This window comes from Kitasatospora sp. NPDC096128 (genome assembly GCF_040303105.1).
Lineage (GTDB): Bacteria > Actinomycetota > Actinomycetes > Streptomycetales > Streptomycetaceae > Kitasatospora.
Map to the genome: position 1 here is coordinate 103,448 of NZ_JBEOSP010000021.1, position 21,631 is coordinate 125,078.

Sequence of the window (21,631 nt, forward strand, 5' to 3'; positions counted from 1 at the left end):
CCGTTGACGCCGGTGCCGCGCCCGAATCCGTCAGGAGTAGTCATGGTAGTTGGACACCTCGACGTTCTGCAGCACGGCGACGGCGTCGTCCACGAGCGCGGCGGTCGAGAAGTAACTGGTCACCAGGTAGGAGGTGATGGCCTGCCGGTCGACGCCCATCGCGCGCACCGCGAGGCCGGGCTCGACCTCGTCCGGGACCTTGGCCGGCCGCAGGCCCACCACGCCCTGGCGCTCCTCGCCGACGCGCATCAGCAGGATGTTGGTGGTGCCGGGCGCCGAGTTCGCCGAGCCCTTGAGGTCCAGCTTGTCGGAGGGCAGCAGCGGCACGCCGCGCCAGGTCAGGAACGGGCTGCCGAACAGCTCGACGATCTGCGGCGGCACGCCGCGCCGGGTGCACTCGCGGCCGAACGCGGCGATCGCCCGCGGGTGGGCCAGGAAGAACGCGGGCTGCTTCCAGACCCGGGCGAGCAGTTCGTCCAGGTCGTCCGGGGTGGGCGCGCCGCCGCGGGTGCGCACCCGCTGGGTCGGCACCACGTTGTTGAGCAGGCCGTACTCGGGGTGGTTGAGCATCTCCCACTCCTGGCGCTCGCGCAACGCCTCGACGGTCAGCCGGAGTTGGGCCTGGACCTGGTCCATGTCGGAGTTGTAGATGTCGGCGACCCGGGTGTGCACCTTGAGCACGGTCTGGGCGATGCTCAGCTCGTACTCGCGCGGGGCCTCGTCGTAGTCGACGAAGGTCTCCGGGAGGTACGGCTCGCCGGAGTGGCCGGAGCTGAGGGCGATCGGGTGCTCGGCGTCGGCCGGGGCCTGGGCGGTCGCGAACTCGTCCAGCTGGGCGCGCAACGAGGGCTCCCGGTCGGCGAGTTCGGTGAGCAGCCGGCGGTCCAGGGTGAGCACGGTACAGGTGCTGACGGCCTTCACCCGGTACGGCATGGCGGAGCCGGCGGCCCAGGCGGAGGCGTCGAAGAAGTCGCCGTCGCCGAGCACGGCCAGCAGGGCGTCCTGGCCGTAGGCGCCGTCGGCGCGCTTCTCGGCCCGGCCGGAGGCGAGTATGTGCAGCTGCTCCGCCGGACCGTCGGCGTCGACGATCAGCTCGCCGGGCGCGACCTCGCGCTCGGTGAACCCGGCCGCGAGCGCGGTGAGCACCGGGCTGTCGACCTGGCTGAGGAAGGCCAGTTCGCGCAGGTCCTCGGCGATGACCCGGGTCGCGCCGGAGCCGTCGACGTAGGTGCTGACCAGGCCGTCGCCGAGGATGAAGCCCCGGCGGCGGTTGACCCGGAAGACGCCCGCCTCCAGGTCCACCCAGGGCAGTACCCGCAGCAGGTAGCGCGGGGTGATCCCGAGCATCTGCGGGACGGTCTTGGTGGTGGTGGCGAGGTTGCGGGCGGCGGAGGTACTGAGGCTCTGCTGGCTGGGCTGGTTCTGCGGAACGGCCTGGGTGGTCACGGCTGGTCCCCTCTGCGGCAGGTGTGGGAGACGGGATCCGACGGGGTGTCGGACCGCCTCGCCGATTCTTGCCGCTGGGACCGATTGACGTGGGCACGTTTGAATGCGCCGGATAGCGGACAAGCCGCTGCGCGAATGGGCGAATAAAGGCCGCCAAACTCACTCGATCGGGTGAGTTTGCTATAACGGATGCCGATGCTTCCCCAAGTACGGCTTGGAAGCACGGGGGGCGGGTTGGGGCGCACGGCGGGGGCACCCCGGCAGGACCGGCCGGGGGCAGCGCCGTGCGCCGTGCGGAGGCAACGCCTGCCGCCGCCGTGCGGGGCCTCGGCTCAGGCGTAGACCGCGATCCGGGGCTCGACCGTCCCGCGGGCCGACCCGTGCAGAACGGTGAGCCGGTAGCTCTCGGTGAGGGTATGGCCGGAGTGCAGGACGATCTTCGCCGGGATCAGCGCGGTGTACAGCGTGCCGGTCTGGCTGGCCAGCGGCACGGTGTGCCAGCGGCCGTCCGTCCCCCGCAGCTCCAGTCGGACGTCGGAGGTGCTGAGGAACGGGCCCCGCTGGGGCGACTCGACCAGGATCTGCGGGGCGACGGTCTGATCCGTCGGGGTGTCGTTGCGGTAACTGAAGGTGATCCGGTGCGGTGCCCGGTCGGTCGGCAGCGCGGAGTCGGGCAGCCCCACGAAGCGCACCGGCGCGGCGGCGGCCGGACCGGACCCGGCGGCAGCGGTGGCGCCGGCCGTGGCGGCCGCAGCGGCCGGGGGCGCGGTGGCCGCCCGCGCGGGCGCCGTGAGCGCCGCGGCGGGCAGGACCGCGAGGGCGGCGGCGGTCAGCACCAGAGCCCGACGGGGGATCGTCCTGGTCGGCATGGCGCCTCCTTCGGTCGAGGGGCGGCTGGGGGCCGGTCGCCCGGCGGACGGTGTCCGCGGGGCCACGGACGGTCGCCGGCCGGGCGGTTCGTACTCCACCACCTTGCACGTGCCCGGCGGATGGCGCATCCGCCGGGCACGGGTCGGCTCCCGCGGGTCAGCCCAGCGGGCGGCAGAGCAGCGCGTCCGGGGCTCCGTACTGGAGCCACCGCCAGGTGTCGGCGACCCCGGCGACGTACTCGCCGTCGGCGCACTGGCCCTTGTAGGAGCCGGGCGCCCAGTCACTGGCGACCGAGCCGCCGTTCGCGGGCCGGTTGTCGCCGTGGTCGAACCAGACCGTGCGGCCGGTGGCGGGCAGCGCGGCGGCGGCCGGGGCGCAGAGCAGTGCGGACATCGCGTTGTCGTGGACGCCGTAGCCCACGGCGAAGGTGTCGTCCGGGCACTGGAGCTTGTCGTAGCCGGCGGCCCAGTCGCCGCCGGTGACGTAGCGCTGGTCGGTGACGGTCACCCAGTCGCCGGCGCCGAGGGCGGGTTGCCCGGTGTCGGTGCACAGGCCCCGGCTGCTGCCGCGGCCGAGGCCGGCCAGGCGCTGGCCGTCCGGGCAGTCGCCCTTGCGGTTGCCGGGGCTCCAGTCGGGCAGGCCCAGCATCCGGGCGGAGGCGTTCTGGTCGCTGTGGTCGAGGTCGAGCATGTTCCAGCGGGCGAGCGGTGCGACCTGTCCGGCGTACGACGGGGCGTTCACCAGCTTGGTCCAGTCGGCGGCGCGCCAGTCGCCGGGGTCGTTCAGGCCGAGCTGCCGGCCGGCGGTGTCGTAGGAGAGCAGCGCCCAGTTGTCGTTCGGGACGCCGTCGTGCTGCCAGCCGACCAGCGGCCAGACGGCGAAGTCGGTGTCGTTCGCGGCCAGGACGTCGGTGAAGCGGTCGAACCAGGCCTGCTCCTTGGCGTCGGTCGAGCCGCGGCCGGCGGCGCCGAACTCGCTGACCCAGACCGGGGCGGTGAAGTGCTGGCCGTCCTGGGTGACGAACAGGGCCTCCTGGTTCACCACTCGGGCGAGCTGCTCGGGGGTGAAGTCCTCGTAGCGCGGGTCGGAGGTCGAGCCCGGACCGCTGCCCGCGCCGGTGTTGGCCGGGCCGGTGTAGGCGTAGAAGTGCGCGGCGTAGACCAGCTTGTCGGACCGGATCAGGGTGTTGGACAGGGTCGCCACCGGGGTGAGCATCGGCCGGCCGTGGGAGAAGCCGGCGGCGGGGATGCCGTACCAGTTGATCCCCTCCATGATGACCAGCAGGTCGGGGTCGGCCCGGAGGATCCGGTTGCCGGCCTCCTCGAAGGCGGCGTACTCGTCGTGGGCGTCGCCCAGGCCCCAGTTGGGGTCGTCCCAGGTGTCGCGGCGCACCTCGTTGCGCAGGTCCGCGCCGACGACCCGCTTGTCGGACTTGTAGCGGTTCGCCATGAACACCCAGTCGTCCTCCCACTGCTGGGTGCTCTGGCCGCTGTTCCAGCGCTCGTTGCCGTCCAGGCCGCAGCAGAAGCGGTAGCCGGTGGTGTGGTTGTTGAGGATGACGGCGAACCCGTCGGCGGTCAGCGCGGCCACGACGGCGTCGTAGACCTGGAGCGGGGTCTTGCCCCTGAGCTGCGGATTGGCGGCGACGGCGGCGTCCGGGACGGTGCCGGCGTCGTGGATCAGCGCGTTGGCGAACGGCAGCCGGACGGCGTTCAGGCCCAGCCCGTGGAGGCCCGTCAGGATCTGGCCGAGCGGCGCCCGGTCCAGGCCGAGCGGGATGTTGTACGAGACCTGGCCGGCCTGGTTGTGGGCCGGGTCGGTGGTCGAGCCACTGCCCTCCCAAGTGCCCTGGGCACCGGCCCAGTTGCCTGCCTTGAGCTTGAACCGGTCGCCGTCGGCGTCGACCACGTACCGCCCCCGGGTGCTCAGCGGGCCGGTCCAGGAGGCGGCGAGCTGGGCGCCGGTCAGGACGGTCAGGACGGGCGCGGCGGTCGGGGTGCTCGGGGCGGCTTGGGCGGGTGAGGGGACGGCGCTCACGAGGGCGGCCAGCAGGGCCGCCACGGCGAGCACGGCTCGGCGGGCCGGGCGGATGGGAATCACGGGATGTCTCCAGGGCGGGGTGGCCGGGGCAGGGCTTGTCGACGGTACGTCAGAACACCTGTTCAGGACGAGACCGTGGACCGGTTGCCCGTGGGGATCGCACGGCCGCTCGCCGGTGGTGAAAGGCAACCGGCGACCGTGCGTGGTCCCCGTGACGGCCAGGCCCGACCGGGCCGTGACGGGAGCGCCGAATGTGCTCCGCCGGGTGGCATCCTGACGGGATGCACCAGCTGACGGGCGCCGAGCACGGCGACGATCCCGTGACCGTGGACCGACCGGCGCCGCGCGGCGCCCCCCGGAGGTGACGTGTCCCGCCGGAACCGGGCCGCACCGCCCGCCCGTACCTGGTGGCAGGTCCTGCGGGCGGTGGCCCACGACGTGTGGGAACAGGGCCGGACCATCGAACTCCTCCAACGGTCGATGGCGTTCGCCGCGCTGTTCTTCGTGACGCTCGTCCCGCTGCTGATCGTCATCGCGGCCGCCTTTCCCTCGCACGGCAGCGGGATCGCCGAGTGGATCACCGACGGCCTGGGCCTCACCGGGAAGGGCATCAGCGCCGTCACCGGGCTCTTCGTCTCCCGCGGCCAGGTGCTCAGCACCACCACCGGTTTCGGCCTGGCCGCGCTGGCCGTCTTCGGGGTCTCCCTGATGGCCGCCGTCCAGGGCGTCTACGAGCGCATCTGGCAGCTCGACCGCGGCCCGTGGCACGCGGTCTGGCGCCAGACCCTCGGCCTGGCCGGGCTGATCGGCTACATCGTGCTGGCGGCATGGAGCGGCACGCCGTGGCGCCACTCGACCCTCCAGCCCACCGCCCGCATCGCCGCGACGACCATCGGCGGCGTCCTGCTGTTCTGGTGGCTCCAGCACCTGCTTCTCGCCGGGCGCGTCCCACGCCGGGACCTGCTTCCGGGCGCGGTCGCGACCGTTGCGGCGCTGGCGGGCCTGCGTCTCTTCTCCCGGCTGGTCTTCTCGCCCCTGCTGGTGTCCAACGCGGTCTCGTACGGGACGGTCGGCACAGTGCTGGTCGTCCAGTCCTGGCTCATCGGCGTCGGCTACACCGTCTACGGCGGCGCGCTGGCCGGGCGCGGCGTGGTCCGGGCCCGCCGTGGGCCGTAGTACCGGTCGGGCCGGGGCCGCATCCGGCCGTCATGTCTCCGGAGGTTGCGCGCGAATGCCGGGCGGTGATCCTCCGGTTCGTTCCCGCACTCCTCGGCACGAGGACACCCCGTGGGGCCGAACGAGAAATGAAGGAATTCCGGGATTCCCGAATCGACGGCCGAAAACGGGGAAGGCGCAGCATCCCCTCCGCGCGGGCGGGGGAGCACATCACAGGGGCGGAAGAACGGAGTTCGTCGTGATCTTCCTCGGAGTCATCCTCCTCGTCATCGGATTCGTCACCGGAATCTCCATCCTGTGGACCGTCGGCATCATCCTGCTCCTCATCGGCCTCGCCCTGATGGTCATGGGCGCGGTCGGCCACGAGGTCGGCGGCCGTCGGCACTACTGGTAGGCGACCGCAGCCTGGAAGCAGCGGGCCGCGGTGACCAGGCCGAGGGCAACCTCAAGCAGGCCGGCGAGAAGATCATGTGTCGAAACACTGACAGCCGGGCCCCACCGACTCGGCCCGCCCGGCCTCGCGGCCTCCCACGGATCCCCGGGCCGCTGAGCCCGCCCAGCCCTGTACGGAGCCGGCGGGCACCCGCGGATCCCCTCCGGGCCCGACTCCCGAACGGAGTCGGGCCGACAGGCGTGAATCGAGGGACGATCATGGTGAAGGTTCTGCTGATACTGCTGTGCCTGGTCCTGCCGGGTCTCGCGGTGCTCATCAAGGACGGCCCGAGCATCAAGGTGCTCTGGGCGTTCCTCCTGCAGCTGTGCGGTCACGTACCCGGCGTCGTCTACGGCATCTACCAGGTCGTCAAGGACTGAACCCGGCGAGACGGCCGGGTTGGGGGTGGGGTGAACAGCGCCCGGGGGCGCTTATGACAACAGCATTGACGTGTAACCACACCGCCGGTTTCATGGCTCGCACCTCCCCCACCCGCACCCCCCACGAGCAAGGCGGTGATCCGTTGGCATCGACGGTGAAGGACGACACGGGCAGCGGCCCGAGAGCGGGCGCGGCCCACGGCGCCATGCACAAGTCCATCGGCCTGCTGGACGGCGCGGTCATCGCCGCCTCCAGCACGGCCGCCACCAGCAGCATCGGCATCGGCCTCGGCCTGATGGCGGGCGTCGTCGGCCTGCACCTGCCGGCGATCATGCTGCTGGCCTTCCTTCCGGTGCTCGCCATCGCGGGCGGCTACGGACGGCTGAACGCGGTCGAACCGGACGCCGGCAGCAGCTACCGCTGGGTCGGCCGCACGCTCAACCCCTGGCTGGGCTTCCTCACGGGCTGGGTCAACACCGTCGGCACGGTGGTCTTCATGGCCTACACCACCACCGTCACCGGCTCGGCGGTCATCCAACTCCTCGACCAGGCGCATCTGCGCAGCATCGCCGGACTGCGCCTGGACGCCGACTCGACCGTCCAGTGCACCCTGCTCGGCCTGACCGTCCTGATCGGCGCCGCCCTGGTCGCCGTCCGCGGCCTCGACCTCGCCGCCCGGCTGCAGAAGGCGCTGCTGGTCTTCGAGTACGCGGTGCTGCTCGGCTTCTGCGGCTACGGGCTGTTCGCCGGCGACCAGCCGTTCTCCCTCCAGTGGTACAACCCCTTCGACCTGCCCTCCTTCGGCGCGCTGGCCCAGGGCATGGTGCTCGCGGTGTTCTGCTACTGGGGGTTCGAGTCCGTGTTCAGCGTCGGCGAGGAGGTCCGTGACCCGCGCGACGCCTCCCGGGGCGGCTTCCTCGCCCTGGTGGTGATGATGCTGCTCTTCCTGCTCGCCGGGACGGCCTTCCAACGAGTGCTCCCGCTCGACGAGTTGGCCGACAACGGCGCCCACGGACTGACCTACTTCGGCACCACGCTGGCCCACCAGCCGCTCGCCGCCCTGCCGTTGATCGCGCTGACCTTCTCCGCCGTGGCCTCCCTGCAGTCCTCGGTGATCCCGACCGCGCGCGGGATGTACGCGATGGGGCGCGACGGCGTCCTCGGCCCGGTGTGGACCAGGCTGCACCCGCGGCACGCCACGCCCGCCGTCGGCACCCTGCTGGTCACCGGGTTCGCCGTCCTGCTCGCCCTCGCCTCGATCGCCATCCCCACCGTCAACGACCTGATATCCGCCGCCGTCAACGCGATCGGCATCATCGTCGCGCTCTACTACGCCCTCACCGCCGTCGCCTCCGCAGTCCGCTTCCGCGGCCTGCTGCGCACCGACCCGCCGCAGGGCCTGCGCGCCGTGGTCGGCCCGCTGCTCGGCGCGGCGGCCCTGCTCGCCGTCGGCGGCTACCTGGCCTGGACCTTCTACGACTCCACCGACCACTTCGAACTCTCCGCCGACAACGGCTGGTTCGAGCTGACCGTGGTGGTACTGATGATCGTCACCGGACTCCCGTCGGCGGCCTGGGCCCGCTGGCGGCGGCGCGCACCCTACTTCCTCGACAGGCCTTGACCCCCCGCCGTACCGCACGAACGGAGCATCATCCATGACCGAGGCCGATCTGGTCTTCACCCACGGCCCCGTCCACACCGGCGACGCCGCCCGTACCCGGGCGAGCAGCCTGGCCGTGACCGGCGAGCGGATCACCGCCGTCGGGCACGACGAGGTCCGCGAACTGATCGGGCCGCGCACCGAGGTCGTGGACCTCACCGGCAAGCTGCTGCTGCCCGGCTTCCAGGACGCCCACGTCCACGCGGTGTACGGCGGGGTCGAGTTGGCCGCCTGCGACCTCACCGGCACGGTCGGCGTGCCGGAGTACCTGGAACGGATCCGCGGCTACGCCGAGGCCAACCCCGAACAGGAGTGGATCACCGGCAGCGGCTGGTCCCTGGAGAGCTTCGAAGGCGGCCTGCCCACCCGGCAGTTGCTCGACTCCGTCGTGCCCGACCGCCCGGTCTGCCTGACCAACCGCGACCACCACGGCGCCTGGGTCAACACCCGGGCGCTGGAACTGGCCGGCCTCACCCGCGACACCCCCGACCCGGCCGACGGCCGGATCGAACGCGAACCCGACGGCACCCCGGCCGGCACCCTCCAGGAGGGTGCCACCCGCCTGGTCGCCCACCTGGTGCCGGCGGCCACCGCCGCCCAGCGGCTGACCGGCCTGCTCCGGGCTCAACGGCTGCTGCACTCGCTCGGCATCACCGGTTGGCAGGACGCCCTGCTCGGCGTCTTCAACGGCCAGCCGGACCCGTCCGACGCCTACCTGGCCGCCGCCCGCTCCGGCGCGCTGACCGCCCGGGTGACCGGCGCGCTCTGGTGGGACCGCGAACGCGGCGCCGAGCAGATCCCCGAACTCGTCCGGCGACGGGCCGAGTTGAGCCACGGCCGGTTCCGGGCCGGGTCGGTGAAGATCATGCAGGACGGCATCGCGGAGAACTTCACCGCCGCGATGACCAGCCCCTACCTGGACGGCTGCGGCTGCGCCACCGCCAACTCGGGCCTCAGCTTCGTCGATCCGGCCGCCCTGTGCGGATACGTCACCGAACTCGACGCGCTCGACTTCCAGGTGCACTTCCACGCCCTCGGCGACCGGGCGGTCCGCGAGGCGCTGGACGCCGTCGAGGCCGCCCGGACCAAGAACGGCCGACGCGCCACCCGGCACCACCTCGCCCACCTCCAGGTGGTCCACCCGGACGACCTGCCCCGCTTCGCCGGGCTCGGCGCCGTCGCCAACATCCAGCCGCTGTGGGCCGCCCACGAACCGCAGATGGACGAACTCACCATCCCCTTCCTCGGCCCCGAACGCGCCGCCTGGCAGTACCCCTTCGGCGGACTCCAGCGCGCGGGCGCCACCCTGGCGGCGGGCAGCGACTGGCCGGTGAGCAGCCCGGACCCACTGGCCGGCCTGCACGTCGCCGTCAACCGGATGGAGCCCGGGGCCACCGACGGCCGGGTCTTCCTGCCCGAGCAGCGCCTCGACCTCTCCTCCGCGCTCGCTGCCTACACCGCCGGATCCGCCCACGTGAACGGCCACGACGACGCGGGGACCCTGGCGGCCGGGCACCTCGCGGACCTGGTCGTGCTCGACCGCGACATCCTCGCCGGCCCCCCGGAGGAGATCGCCGACGCCCGGGTGCTGCGCACCTACGTGGGGGGTGAGCTCGTCCACGCGGCGGAGTGATCGCGGGCGGCCGGGCTCGGGGCGGGGCGGACCCGCCCCGAGCCCGTTGCCACCGTCGGGCCCGCCCCCCCCGGCCCTCCCGCCGCCCGGCGGCCCGGTTCAGCCTTTCTCCGTCGCCGCCGCTGCCGCCCCCGCCAGCCGGGCCGCGGCCGCGTCGAGCAGCAGGTCGAGCGCGTACGGGTAGCCGCTGCGCCGCATGTCGGTGGAGAGCAGGTGGGCGGTGGCGGCGATGTGGGGGTGGGTGGCGGCATCGAGGCGGCCGTAGGAGGCCTGCCAGACCTGGAGGTCGGCCGCCGCCGCCGCGGCCGGGAGGGCGAGCGCGGCGGCGTCCAGGGCGGCGAAGCCGAGGCTCTGGTCGACGAAGGCGTGGTAGATCGCGACGGCCTCCGGGTCGGGGAAGCCGGCCGTGCGCAGGACGCCGAGGATCGCCTCGACGGCGGCCGTCTCGTGGGTGCGGCCGGTGGTGCGGTGGGCGGCGAGCAGGGCGGCCTGGGGGTGGGCGAGGTAGGCGGTGTGGATCCGCAGGCCGATGGCCCGCAGGTCGGCGCGCCAGTCGCCGGTGGGCCGCCAGCCGGCCTGGGCGCGGCCGATGAGCTCGTCGGCGATGGCCAGCAGCAGGTCGTCGGTGCTGTGGAAGTAGCGGTAGACGGCGCTGGGATCGGCGCCGAGCGCGGCGCCGAGCCGTCGCACGGTGAGCGCCTCGGCGCCGTGCTGCTCGATCAGGCGCAGCGCCGTGTCGATGATCAGCTCCCGGGAGAGCACGACGCCCTGCCGGGTGGGCCGCCGCCGACGGCGCTGGGGCTCGGGGACCACGCGTTCGCTCATGCCCCGCAGGTTATGTCGGCGACGTTGACGTAGCACAGGGCTGCGGGCGAACGTTGCTCCCGGGGTTGCTGAGTCGGAATGAATCGTGGGCAGTTCTGTGCAAGCCGTGCCGAATTCCCGGGGCATTCGTAGTGCTGTTCGAGGTTCGGTCACCCTCCGTGGTCGAGCGGCTTTGTCGATATGGTGCTTGTTCTGTGTCGAGCGCGTGCCGGGGTCGGCGTTCCCGCTGGTGGGAACGGTCGAGAAGTGACTGTTCGCCAGGTGAGTCGTGGATGGATACGTCTGACAGGTCATCAAAGTTCCACGATCGGCCACCCGGTTGGGTGAATTCCCTTTAAGCTCACGTTAATCACAGCGGTTTCAGGCCACGCTGTGGGCTCCCTCACGAAGTCGGGCCGTTTGGGCTCTTTGGATGATGAGAGCAGGGATGAACACAACGAACGAACTGAAGGACGGCGCCGCGCGCGGCCCGGACCGGTCGCGGCCGGGCCGGCCCGGCCGCCGCATCGTCGGCCGCATCGCGGCACTCGCCGTCGTCGTCGGCAGCAGCTCACTGGCGGCGGTCCCGGCGGCGGTCTCGCAGACCGGCGACGGGACGGTCACGGTCCGGGTGATCCGGGCCGTGGACGACTCCGGCACGTGGACGCCCGCGCTGGAGCCGAACATGGCGGGCGTCAAGGTGACGCTCACCGACGACGCCGGCGTCTCGATCGACGGCACCACGGCGGCGGACGGCACGGTCACCCTGTCGCCCGCGACCAGCAAGGCCACCGGCGGCAAGTACCGCGTCCAGGTGGTGAATCCGAAGCCGGGCGTGCTCTTCCCGGCCTTCGCCTCCCGGCAGGGGCTGGACGGCGCGCCGAACCAGCTCAGCTCCAACGAGGAGTTCGTCGACCTCAGCGGGGGCAAGAACGTCTCCTACACCACGGGGCTCTGGAACCCGGCGGACTACTGCCAGAAGAACGCTCCGCTGGTGACCGCCTGCCAGACGCCGACCTACCAGGGCAAGTCCCAGCGCACGCTGGTCTCCTACCCGTACAACTCGCGCGGTCAGGAGGGCCCGGGCAAGGACGTCGTCGCGACAAACGTCGCCACCGACGCCGACACCGGCACGATCTTCGGCATCGCCTGGAACAAGGCCGACAAGCGGGTGTTCTCCGCGGCGACGGCCAAGCGCACCACCGACTACGGCCCCGCCGGCTCCGGCGGGATCTACGTCACCGACCTGAGCGACCCCACCAAGCCGGGGAAGACGACCGTCTTCACCACCGTCCCGAACGCGGGTGGCACCGCGCACGGGCCGGGGACGGACGACGCGTTCCTCGACGTGCCCGGAAAGGAGAGCCTGGGCGGCATCAAGATCACCGACGACGGCAAGGACCTGTTCGTCGTCAACCTGAACGACCGCAAGCTCTACCGCTACGACGCCGCCGCGCCGACGGCCTCGGCCCCCAAGGCCGTCTACCCGATCCCTGACCCGGGCTGCCCGTCGGCTGCGGACTGGCGGCCGTACGGTCTCGGTCTGCAGGACGGCACCGGCTTCCTCGGCGGGGTCTGCTCCGGCGAGTCCACCGGCAAGCTCACGGACGTGCGCGCCCTGGTCCTGCCGTTCGACCTCGGTACCGGGGCGTTCGGCAAGGCGGTGCTGGACCAGCCGCTGGACTACCCGCGCCAGTCCACCGTCGGCTCGGGCCCGTGCGACGGCGCGGGCTGGTTCGCGTGGACCAGCACCTTCCCGGCCTCGCAGAACGGCAAGGTCTGCGGCAACTCCACCATCGCGTTCCCCGAGCCCGAGCTCGGCGAGATCCTGTTCGAGACCGACGGCTCGATGCTGCTGGCCTTCAAGGACCGCTTCGCCGACCGCGGACCGGGCGCCCCGGCGCCCAACTCGGCGACCGTCATGTCCGGCGGCGACCTCAACAAGGCCTGCCCGTCGAACGGCACGTACGTGATGGACGTCAACCTCGGCTGCGGCAAGACCGTCCGCGGCGCCCGGTTCTTCTCCACCGGCTGGGACGAGGTGGGCCACCACAACACGGTGTTCGCCGGCATCGCGCTCTCCAAGGTCGAGAGCACCGTCGCCGGCTCCGCCTTCGACCCGGACCACACCGCGGTCGGCTACGGCACCTCCTTCATGGAGCGCGCCGACGGCAGCCACGACCCGAAGTTCGGCCTGCGGCTGACCCCCGCGGGGACCGGCTCGCCGTTCGGCAAGGGCGCGGCCATGGGTGACCTGGAAGTGCTCTGCGACCAGGCACCGCTGCAGATCGGCAACCGGGTCTGGTACGACCCCGAGCGCAAGGGCATCCAGAACCCGGGCCAGACCCCGGTCAAGGGCGCCACCGTCAACCTCTACGACGAGTCGGGCAAGGTCGTCGGCACCACGAAGACGACGGCGCGCGGTGAGTACTACTTCGACAACAGCGACGTCCCCGGAGGCCTCAAGCCGCACACCAAGTACACCATCCGGATCGACAACCCCGCCGATTACGCCAAGGGCGGCCCGCTGTACCACTGGGTGCCCACCGACCACGACGTCGGCGACAACCACTTCATCGACTCGAAGGGCATCGTCCCCGCCGGCGCCAAGTTCCCCGAACGGGCGCTGACCACCGGCGGACCGGGCGAGAACGACCACACCTTCGACTTCGGCTACCGCCAGCAGGAAGGCGCGCTGAAGCTGGTCAAGAACGACCAGGACGGCAAACCGCTGGCCGGTGCCAAGTTCCAGCTCTGGCACGAGACCAACGGCACCGACGGGCTGCAGCCCACCGGGACCAAGCCGGACACGCCCGTCGGTGACCCCTGCACCACCGGCAAGGACGGCATCTGCCAGGGCACCGGCGTGCCCGGGACGTACTACTGGCAGGAGTTGAGCCCGCCCGACGGCTACTCGGCGCCCGACAACACGGTCTTCGGACCGCTGGTGCTCACCGCCGACAACCTGGAGGACGGGGTCAGCGTCACCGCCGTCAACAAGCTGATCCCCACCCCGACGCCCACCGCGTCGTCGACGCCGACCCCGACGCCGACGACCCCGCCGAGCACGCCGGCCCCACCGGCGCCCGCTCCCGGCGGCGAACTCCCGCACACCGGTGCCAGCAGCGGGCTGCCGCTGATCGCGACCGGCGCCGCGGTGCTGGTCGCCCTCGGTGCGGGACTGTTCCTGGTGGTGCGCCGACGCCGGGGCCAGCACCGATAGCCGTCCCGTCGGTCATCCCGTCCTGACGGGGTGACGCCCCGACCGGGCGGGTTCGCGGACCGTGAGGACCGCGAGCCCGCCCGGTTCCCGTGCCCGACCCCTGCGCGCGACCTGAACGACCCGCCCTACCCGAACGACCTGCCCGACCTGCCCCCCACGTGAACGACGGATCGGAGAAGACCCCCGCATGGCCCGGAAGACGAAGGCCGCCGCCCCACCGCCCCGGCGCCGCCGGCCCCGCTGGCTGACGGCGCTGGTCGCGACCGCCGTGTGCGCCGCCGTCGCGGGCGGTGTCGTCGCGTACGAGACCGTCTCCGACCAGCCCTCGGAGCGGCCGGTCACCGGCGACGAGGCCGCCCGGCTGGCGCTGTCCCGGCTGAACCTCTACCAGGCCAGCCCGGTGGGGGTGGTGCTCACCGCGGACGAGGGCGGGGGAGTGCGGATCCGGGTCGAGGGGGTGGTGGACTACCGCACCCACCGGGGCGTCGGCCGCTACCGGTCCACCGGCGCGAGCGGGCCGCTCGACCACGGGCTGGTGATCTGGGACACCGGCGGCCTCGGCCTCGCCCCCGAACCGGAGGGCGACCAGAGCCCGCCCTGGCAGCAGGCCGAGCACGTCCCCCGCTCCGGCTGGTCGCCGCGCTCCTACACCGCCGACCCGCTGGACGCCGGGCTCCAACTGCTCACCCAGGTCGGCGCCGACCGCCCCGACAACCCGGTGCTGCTCGCCCAGTCCGGCGCCCGCTGGCTCGGCCAGGACCGGATCGACGGCCGCGGCTACGACCGCTTCTCCGGCCCGCGCGCCCAGGGCGCCGCACCGGACGGCAACCGCTCGCCGCTCACCTACTGGGTCGACGGCGACGGCTCGCTGCGCCGGGTCACCATGCGGATGGCCGGCCTGGGCACGCCGACCACCGTGGACTTCTCCGGCCGCAACGCCGACGCCAAGCTCCCCGAGGCACCCTGGCTGACCGGCTGACCGGCTGACGATCCGTCTGACACCTCATCGATGACGGGCGATGGCCATTCCGGCCGCTCGCCCCGAGAAGATGCAGCCGCCCAGGAAGGTGCCCTCCAGGGCGTTGTACCCGTGCACGCCCCCGCCGCCGAAGCCGGCCACCTCCCCGGCGGCGTACAGGCCGGGGACGGGCGCCCCGTCGGCGCCGACCACCCGGGAGCCCAGATCGGTCTGCAGGCCGCCGAGGGTCTTGCGGGACAGGATGTTGAGGCGCACCCCGATCAGCGGGCCGTGCGCCGGGTCGAGGATCCGGTGCGGCCGGGCGACCCGGGCGATCCGGTCGGTCAGCGACCGGCGGGCGTTGTGGATCGCCATCACCTGCACGTCCTTGCTGAACTCGTTGCCCAACTCCCGGTCCCGGGCGACGATCTGCCGCTCGATCCGGGCGAGGTCCAGCTTCGGGCCACGGGCGATCCCGTTCATGCCCGCGACCAGCTCGGGGAGGGTCCGGGCGACGACGAAGTCCTCGCCGTGCTGCTTGAACCGCTCCACCGGGCCGGGCGCGCCCTTCGCCAGCCGGCTCCTGAGTGCGAACCCGAGGTCGCGGCCGGTCAGATCGGGGTTCTGCTCCGAGCCGGAGAGGGCGAACTCCTTCTCGATGATGGACTGGGTCAGGACGAACCACGAGTAGTCGTGGCCGGTGGCGAGGATCTGCTTCATCGCACCGATCGAATCGGCCCCCGGCACCCCCGACATGCCGGTCAGCCGGCGCCCCTCGGCGTCGAACCACATCGAGGAGGGGCCGGGCAGGATCCGGATGGCGTGGTCCGGCCAGACCGGGTCCCAATTGTGCACGCCCTCGGTGTAGGCCCACATCCGGTCCCGGTTGACCACCCGGCCGCCGGCCCGCTCGGTGATGGCCAGCATCCGGCCGTCGACGTGGGCGGGGACACCGGAGATCAGGTGCTCGGGGGCCGGGCCGACCCGCTCGGTGGGCCAGTTGGCGCGCATCAGCGCGTGGTTGTGCCCGATGCCGCCGGAGGTCACCACGACCGCCGCCGCCCGATCCTCGAACGGGCCGACCACCTCACGCGAGGACGTGATCCCGCGCGCGGAGTCGTCCGGCGCCAGCACCGAGCCCCGGACGCCGACCACCGCACCGTCCTCGGTCAGCAGCTCGTCCACCCGGCGCCGGAAGGCGAACCGCACCAGCCCGGCGCGCTCCGCCCGCAGCACCGGGCGCAGGAAGGCCTCCACCACGCCGGGCCCGGTACCCCAGGTGATGTGGAAGCGCGGCACCGAGTTGCCGTGGCCGGTGGCCGAACCGGCGCCCCGCTCCGCCCAGCCGACCAGCGGCACCACCCGGTGCCCCAGCTCGCGCAGGTAGGCGCGCTTGCCGCCGGCCGCCCACGACAGGTACGCCTCGGCCCAGCGCCGCCCCCAGACGTCCTCGTCGTCCGGCCGGTCGAAGCCCGCCGAACCGAACCAGTCCTGCCGGGCCAGCTCCAGGGAGTCCTTGATCCCGACCCGCCGCTGCTCCGGACTGTCGACGAAGAACAGGCCGCCGAGCGACCAGAACGCCTGCCCGCCGATGTTCCGCCGGTTCTCCTGCTCGACGACCAGCACCCGCCGGCCGGCCTTCGCCAGCTCGTGCGTCGCCACCAGTCCGGCCAGGCCGGCCCCGACCACGATCACCTCAGGCTGGAACGGCATGCAGCTCTCCCTCGGGGAATCCGCCGTCGCCCCGGCGCGACGGCTGCGCGGTCCCATGGTCACGGGCGGGCCGTGGGGGCCGGCACTAGGCTTGTCAGGTGGTGATGAAGAAGACTGTGCCATCGGCACAAGGCGAACCGGTAGCGGGCGCGTCGACGGGAGGCGGGTCCGAGCGCCCGCCGCCCGGCCGCCCCGCTGCCGCGGCGCGGATCCTGGCGGACGAGCCCGCCATGGTCGACGCCTTCATGACCGCCATCGCCCGGGAGATCCCCGCCTACGCGAACCTCGACGCCCGCCAGCTCGAAGAGGTCCGCTCCCTCATCGTCTGGAGCCTCCGCCGAGTGCTCGAACTCTGGGCCGTGGACGGCGCGTTGAGCGCCGAGGACATCCGGATGTTCCGCGGCGTCGGCGCGGTCCGGGCCCGCGACGCCCGCCCGCTGGCGGCCGTGCTGCGCGCCTACCGGGTGGCCGCGCTGGCCTTCTTCGACCGGATCGGCGAACGCTTCGCCGACGCCGTCTCGGTGCGCGACCTCAGCGCGCTGGCCCGAGTCTGGCTGACGGTGCTCGACCAGTCCTCGGAGGCGATCTTCGACGGTTACGAGTCCACCGGGCGCATCCTCAGCGAGGACCGCGAACGCTCGCTGCGCGGTCTCCTCACCGACCTGCTGCTCGGCCGGCAGAGCCACGCGGGCACCCTACGCGCGCGGCTGCGCGAACTCGACGCCGAACTGCCCGCCGCCTTCGAGCTGTTGGTGGTCTCCCCGGCGGCCGGCGCGCCCGCCACGGTCGAGCAGGCCGCCGCGCTGGTGACCGCCGCCCTGGACGCCCGGGCCGCGGGCGAGGCCGCCGACCTCGAACTCACCGCCCTGCACACCGTCATGGACGGTGTCGGCGTCGCCCTGGTCAAGGCGGTCGACCCGGCCGCGCTCGCCCGCCTGGCCGCCGGGCACGCCCTCACCGGCGCCCGGCTCACCGGCGTCACCGCCACCACCGCCCCGCGCGACTACCGCCTGGCCGTCCACGGCGTCCGGCACGCCTCGCCCCTGGTGTGGACCGAACGCCGGGTGCTCGACCGCGGGGACCTGGAGGTGGTCGCCCTGGTGACCGGACACCCGGACGCCGCCCCCGCCCGGGTCGCCGAGGCCGTGCTCGGCCACCTCGCCCAGGACGACGACACCCGGCGGACCCTCGACGCGGTGATCTACGCCGACGGCGCCGCCGGCGCGGCGGCCCGCCTGCACCTCCACCCCCAGACCGTCCGCTACCGCCTCCGCCGCCTCGCCGCCCTCACCGGCCGAGACCCGCGTACCCCGTGGAACCGCTTCGTCTTCCAGACCGCCCTGCTCGCGGGGGCCCAGCACGTCGGGCCGAGCCGCCACCCCGGCCGTCACCCGCCGGGGTAGCGGTCCCACCAGTGCGGATCGCGGGCCGGGACGTGCTGGCCGCCGCCGGGGGAGTCGGTGTACTGCTGGAGCAGGTCGCGGGCCAAGGTGTCGAGCACCCAGGCGAGTTCGAGGCGACTCAGCAGCTCGACCGGCAGTGCGTCGACGCCGTGCGCGGCGCCGAGCAGTGCCCCGGCGGTGGAGGCCACCGAGTTGCCGTCCGGCGCGCCGGCCGCGAACCGCAGGGCCGCGTCCACGGTGTCGCGGCCGGGGAAGCGGGAGACCACGAGGAGGGCGCCGAGCAGGGCCGAGGAAGCGGTCCCGTCCGGAGCGATCCAGGCGAGCTGCCCGTGGTCCGGGGCGGCGCCGACGGTCTTCAGCAGGCCGAGGACCGGGTCCGGGCCCGCCGAGTGCGGCATGGGCAGGGAACGGATCAGCACATCGATCGGGTGGTCCTCGCCCGGGCCGGAGGCCGTCCACGCCCGGAAGGGATCGTCCGTGGCGAGGCAGTGGGACACGAGTCCGGCCCCGCCGAGCGCTGTGTCCTGCGCCTCCGGGGCGCCGTGGGTGAGCGCAGCCGTCTCCCGGATCACCGTGCCGCAGGTGGCCGGACCGGAGAGGAGGTGCAGCAGCCCGAAGGCCAGGCCCCGGGTCAGTGCGTGCGCCCCGCGACTACCGTTGACCGGCTTCGTCGGGGTGCCCTGCCGCAGTCCGGTGAGCGCCGCGACGGTGGCCGGTGCCGAGCCCCGGCGCTCGCGCAGCGCGGGCACCCGCGCGAGCCAGCCGTGGGGCCAGTCGCTGTCGCTGCCGTGCGTCCAGCGCTCCGAGATCCGTTCCGGCTCGATGCCCTGGAGGTAGGCCCAGCGGCAGTACGCGTGCCAGATCACGGTCGGCGCGTGGCAGATGCCCTTGTGGTCCAGCCGCACCGAGGCCCGGATCGCGCCTTCGATGGTGAACGCCGCCAGCTGGGTGCTGACACCGACCCGCAGCGGCCCCTCGGCCGGCCACCGGCCCCGGACCGCCCCCGCCGCGTCCCCCAACGCCGCCCCGAGCACCAGCCCCCGCACCCGCGCCTCGCTCACCGCCCCGTCCTGCACCGGCCCCCGCCCTTCCCCTCGTGCCACCGGCCCCGTCCTGCCCTCACATCCCATCACAGCCACGGAGCACGTCGACGTGGCGGTGCTCGGCGTCCGGAACAACAAGGGCACCTGCGCACGGAGTTGCGGTGAAGGCGGGAGAATCGTGCCATGCGCATTCTGATCGTCACCGCCGGTTCACGAGGAGACGTCGCGCCCTACACCGGGCTGGGGCGGCGACTGCTGGACGCGGGCCACCAGGTCGCCGTGGCCGCCCATCCGCCCTTCGCCGCACTCGTCGGCGGCTGCGGTCTGGAGCACCGGCCCGTGCCGGGGGACCCGCGGGGGCTGGTCCGCGAGCTCTCCCGGGCGGCGTCGCGCGAGGAGGCCCAGGCGGCGCTGCGGGCCTACACGGACGGACTGGCCGACGGGGTCGAGGAGGCGGCGGCGGGCGGAGCCGACCTGCTGCTCACCGCCTTCGGCCCGGCGCCGCTCAGTCGGACGGCCGGTGAGGCGCTCGGCGTCCCCGTCATCGGCACCTACCTCGCACCGTCCTTCACCACCCGGGAATTCCCGCTGCCCAACGCGCGGAACGCCGGTGACCTGGGACCGGAGGGCAACCTCGCGGCGGGCCGGGACGTACTGGGGCGCGCGGACCGGCTCTTCGTCGGCGCCGTGACCCGGCTGCGCACCCGCCTCGGGCTGCCCGCCGACCCGCCCACGACAGTGGCGGACATCCGGCCGGTCATCCATGGTTTCAGCCCCTCGGTGGTGCCGCGCCCCGCCGACTGGCCGTCCTGGGTCGAGGTGCCGGGCTACTGGTGGCCCGCGCGGCCGGACGGCTGGCAGCCCCCGGCCGAACTGGTCGACTTCCTCCGGGCCGGCCCGCCCCCGGTGTTCCTCGGGTTCGGCAGCATGGCGGTGGGGGAGGGGGGCCGGCTCAGTGCGCTGGTGGCCGCGGCGGTCGAGCGGGCCGGCGTACGCGCGGTGCTGCAGGCGGGCTGGGCCGATCTGAGCGGGTACGGGGACGACGTCCTGACCGTCGGCGACGTCCCCCACGACTGGCTCTTCCCCCGCACCACCGCCGTCGTCCACCATGCCGGAGCGGGCACCACGGCAGCCGGACTGCGGGCCGGGGTGCCCGCCGTCGCCGTACCCGTCATGGCCGACCAGCCGTTCTGGGCGGCCCGGCTGCACGAGCTGGGAGTCGCCCCCCGGCCCGTGCCGTTCCAGGACCTCACCGCCGAAGCCCTCGGCGACGCGATCACCGCCTGCCTGACCGAACCGTCCCACCGCCGCCGCGCCACCGAACTCGCCCGCGGGATCGCCGCGGAGGACGGCGCGGCTGCGGTCCTCGCGCACATCCGCTCGACGGTCGCCGGGTGACCCCGGACGGATTCAGCCGGCCAGGGCGCCTGCTGCCACCGTGCCGAGCACCTCGCGAGAGGTAGGGCCCGAACTCGAAGTCATCGTCGAACCAACACCCTCGGTGAAGGATCACCCGGACAGTCGGAGCGACAACCGGACCGGTTACCGGAGGAGTTGCGTCCGCATGGCGCCGCGGTTCACCTGGTGATGTCGCCGTCCGGTACGTCCCGGACGGTGACCTTCGCGCGCTGCTGCCCCAGGAGCTTGGCCACCACGTCACCGATCCCCTTCGCGTCGCCCGTCGGTTCGGGCGGCGACCCCTCGGTGTACTGCTCGACGGCCTTCTCGAAGTACGAGGGGTTCCAGGCCCCGACGGCCCCGCTGACATCGACGGCCTGCACCGGCCGGTGGCCGACGGCGCGCTTGACGGCGGGGAGGATCTCGTCCGAGCGGAGCTTCCCCGGGACCTGGAACAGGCTCGCATGGCCGCCGACCTTGCCGCCGTCCCGCAGATAGACGGTGACGACCAGGCAGCTGGTCACCGACGGGTAGGTGATGACCCCCTTCGGACCCACCTGGCCGACCTCGCCCTCGGTGACCACGACGCGGCTCGCGGCCACCGCCTGCTGCACCAGGCCCCGCGGACCGGTCTGCCCGGTCTGCCCGGTCTGCCCGGCCATGGCCACCGGGCCGGACCCGCGCTCCGCGGCCGCCGCCCGGTCGCCCCCGCCGACCGCACAGGCCGCCAGCACCAGCGCCGCCCCGACGACGAGACCGGCCCTCCTCATGCCCTGCTCGGACACCACCAACGTCATGACTCCACACTTCAGGAAACCGGTCTGTCTGCACCCGCGCACCCCACGCACACGCGCGGTGACAAGTGACACATGCTCCCGAGCACGAACGATCCCGTCAACTCCGTGCCCTGCGGCCACTCCGGTCACTCCGGCGGTGCGGGGCGCCGCGCCCCGTTCCAGCGTTCCAGGCCCCTGGTGGTTCCACCGGTCGGAGCCTGTTCCGGCGTTCACTCGACGGTGCGGCCGTGGATCCGGAGGCGGTGGTACGGATCGGCCAGGTCGGAGTCGGAGAGGCAGATGCCCGGGTCGTGGCGCAGGTTGCGCTCCTGCCGGCGCAGGCCGAGGAGCTGTACGGGCGCATCGAGCGCGGGGAGGGACTTCAGCTCCCGGACCCCCTACCGGCCGAACCGGACGCGTCCGTCCTGGAAGCCGAGCCACCGGAGCAGCCCGCCCCCACTACCCCGCCCCCACTACCCCGCCCCCACTACCCCGCCCCCACTACCCCGCCGCCGCGCGCCGCAGGCGCTGGGCGCTGGCCCTCGCGGCCGCCGTCGTGGTCATGACCGCGGTCGGCGCGTTCCTGGTCCACGTGGCCGGCTGACCAGAGCTCACCGGCCGGCCCTGCCGGGCGTTCGTCCTCGGCTGCTCCTCGGCTGCTCCTCGGCTGCTCC

At 73.4% G+C, this 21,631-nt stretch carries 16 protein-coding genes; 9 read left to right on the plus strand and 7 right to left on the minus strand.

From position 1 onward, the window contains the following. Window positions 1-30: 30 nt before the first annotated feature. The 3 genes from ABTY61_RS23505 to ABTY61_RS23515 form a co-directional block, all read right to left on the minus strand. Window positions 31-1,446, minus strand: a complete 1,416-nt coding sequence (locus ABTY61_RS23505; protein ID WP_350507011.1) for a family 2B encapsulin nanocompartment shell protein — start codon at window positions 1,444-1,446, stop codon at window positions 31-33. A 332-nt stretch (window positions 1,447-1,778) separates the two neighbouring features. Further along, the gene (locus ABTY61_RS23510; RefSeq protein ID WP_350507012.1) at window positions 1,779-2,315 is read right to left on the minus strand and encodes a signal peptide protein; all 537 of its coding nucleotides are present in this window, start codon (window positions 2,313-2,315) and stop codon (window positions 1,779-1,781) included. A gap of 157 nt (window positions 2,316-2,472) precedes the next feature. Next, a complete protein-coding gene (locus ABTY61_RS23515) occupies window positions 2,473-4,413 on the minus strand; it encodes a glycoside hydrolase family 5 protein (protein WP_502895414.1) in 1,941 nt (646 codons plus the stop codon). Between the two features lie 309 nt (window positions 4,414-4,722). Between ABTY61_RS23515 and ABTY61_RS23520 the strand changes: the two genes are divergently transcribed. From ABTY61_RS23520 to ABTY61_RS23540, 5 genes are all read left to right on the plus strand, one after another. Then, window positions 4,723-5,532, plus strand: coding sequence for a YhjD/YihY/BrkB family envelope integrity protein (locus ABTY61_RS23520; protein WP_350507014.1), 810 nt, complete (start codon window positions 4,723-4,725; stop codon window positions 5,530-5,532). 238 nt (window positions 5,533-5,770) lie between these two features. After that, on the plus strand, window positions 5,771-5,926 hold the full coding sequence (locus ABTY61_RS23525; protein ID WP_350507015.1) for a DUF6131 family protein: 156 nt from the start codon (window positions 5,771-5,773) through the stop codon (window positions 5,924-5,926). A 257-nt stretch (window positions 5,927-6,183) separates the two neighbouring features. Further along, on the plus strand, window positions 6,184-6,345 hold the full coding sequence (locus ABTY61_RS23530; protein WP_350507016.1) for a YqaE/Pmp3 family membrane protein: 162 nt from the start codon (window positions 6,184-6,186) through the stop codon (window positions 6,343-6,345). A gap of 206 nt (window positions 6,346-6,551) precedes the next feature. Continuing rightward, the gene (locus ABTY61_RS23535) at window positions 6,552-7,967 is read left to right on the plus strand and encodes an APC family permease (protein ID WP_350507053.1); all 1,416 of its coding nucleotides are present in this window, start codon (window positions 6,552-6,554) and stop codon (window positions 7,965-7,967) included. A 34-nt stretch (window positions 7,968-8,001) separates the two neighbouring features. Next, entirely contained in the window at window positions 8,002-9,639 is a 1,638-nt protein-coding gene (locus tag ABTY61_RS23540; protein WP_350507017.1) for an amidohydrolase, read from the plus strand. A 99-nt stretch (window positions 9,640-9,738) separates the two neighbouring features. On the opposite strand, the gene ABTY61_RS23545 is transcribed toward ABTY61_RS23540, so the two are convergent. Next, complete coding sequence (locus ABTY61_RS23545; protein ID WP_350507018.1) at window positions 9,739-10,464, minus strand: TetR/AcrR family transcriptional regulator; 726 nt, start codon at window positions 10,462-10,464, stop codon at window positions 9,739-9,741. A 427-nt stretch (window positions 10,465-10,891) separates the two neighbouring features. Between ABTY61_RS23545 and ABTY61_RS23550 the strand changes: the two genes are divergently transcribed. Further along, window positions 10,892-13,666, plus strand: coding sequence for an SdrD B-like domain-containing protein (locus ABTY61_RS23550; RefSeq protein WP_350507019.1), 2,775 nt, complete (start codon window positions 10,892-10,894; stop codon window positions 13,664-13,666). A 187-nt stretch (window positions 13,667-13,853) separates the two neighbouring features. Then, the gene (locus tag ABTY61_RS23555; protein WP_350507020.1) at window positions 13,854-14,645 is read left to right on the plus strand and encodes a hypothetical protein; all 792 of its coding nucleotides are present in this window, start codon (window positions 13,854-13,856) and stop codon (window positions 14,643-14,645) included. Between the two features lie 24 nt (window positions 14,646-14,669). Here ABTY61_RS23555 and ABTY61_RS23560 read toward each other — a convergent pair whose 3' ends face one another. Next, window positions 14,670-16,337: an FAD-binding dehydrogenase gene (locus ABTY61_RS23560; protein WP_350507021.1), complete on the minus strand. Its 1,668-nt coding sequence runs from the start codon at window positions 16,335-16,337 to the stop codon at window positions 14,670-14,672. Window positions 16,338-16,567: 230 nt separating this feature from the next. On the opposite strand from ABTY61_RS23560, the gene ABTY61_RS23565 reads away from it, so the two are divergent. Then, window positions 16,568-17,740, plus strand: coding sequence for an RsbRD N-terminal domain-containing protein (locus tag ABTY61_RS23565; protein ID WP_350507022.1), 1,173 nt, complete (start codon window positions 16,568-16,570; stop codon window positions 17,738-17,740). On the opposite strand, the gene ABTY61_RS23570 is transcribed toward ABTY61_RS23565, so the two are convergent. Then, window positions 17,725-18,801 (minus strand): ADP-ribosylglycohydrolase family protein, encoded by a 1,077-nt coding sequence (locus tag ABTY61_RS23570; protein ID WP_350507023.1) that lies wholly within the window; start codon window positions 18,799-18,801, stop codon window positions 17,725-17,727. The two genes, ABTY61_RS23565 and ABTY61_RS23570, sit on opposite strands and share 16 nt — an antisense overlap. Window positions 18,802-18,966: 165 nt before the next feature. Between ABTY61_RS23570 and ABTY61_RS23575 the strand changes: the two genes are divergently transcribed. After that, window positions 18,967-20,181 carry a glycosyltransferase gene (locus tag ABTY61_RS23575; protein ID WP_350507024.1) on the plus strand — a complete coding sequence of 405 codons (1,215 nt, stop codon included), beginning with the start codon at window positions 18,967-18,969 and terminating at the stop codon, window positions 20,179-20,181. Between the two features lie 179 nt (window positions 20,182-20,360). Here ABTY61_RS23575 and ABTY61_RS23580 read toward each other — a convergent pair whose 3' ends face one another. After that, window positions 20,361-20,978: a hypothetical protein gene (locus ABTY61_RS23580; RefSeq protein ID WP_350507025.1), complete on the minus strand. Its 618-nt coding sequence runs from the start codon at window positions 20,976-20,978 to the stop codon at window positions 20,361-20,363. Window positions 20,979-21,631: the final 653 nt, after the last annotated feature.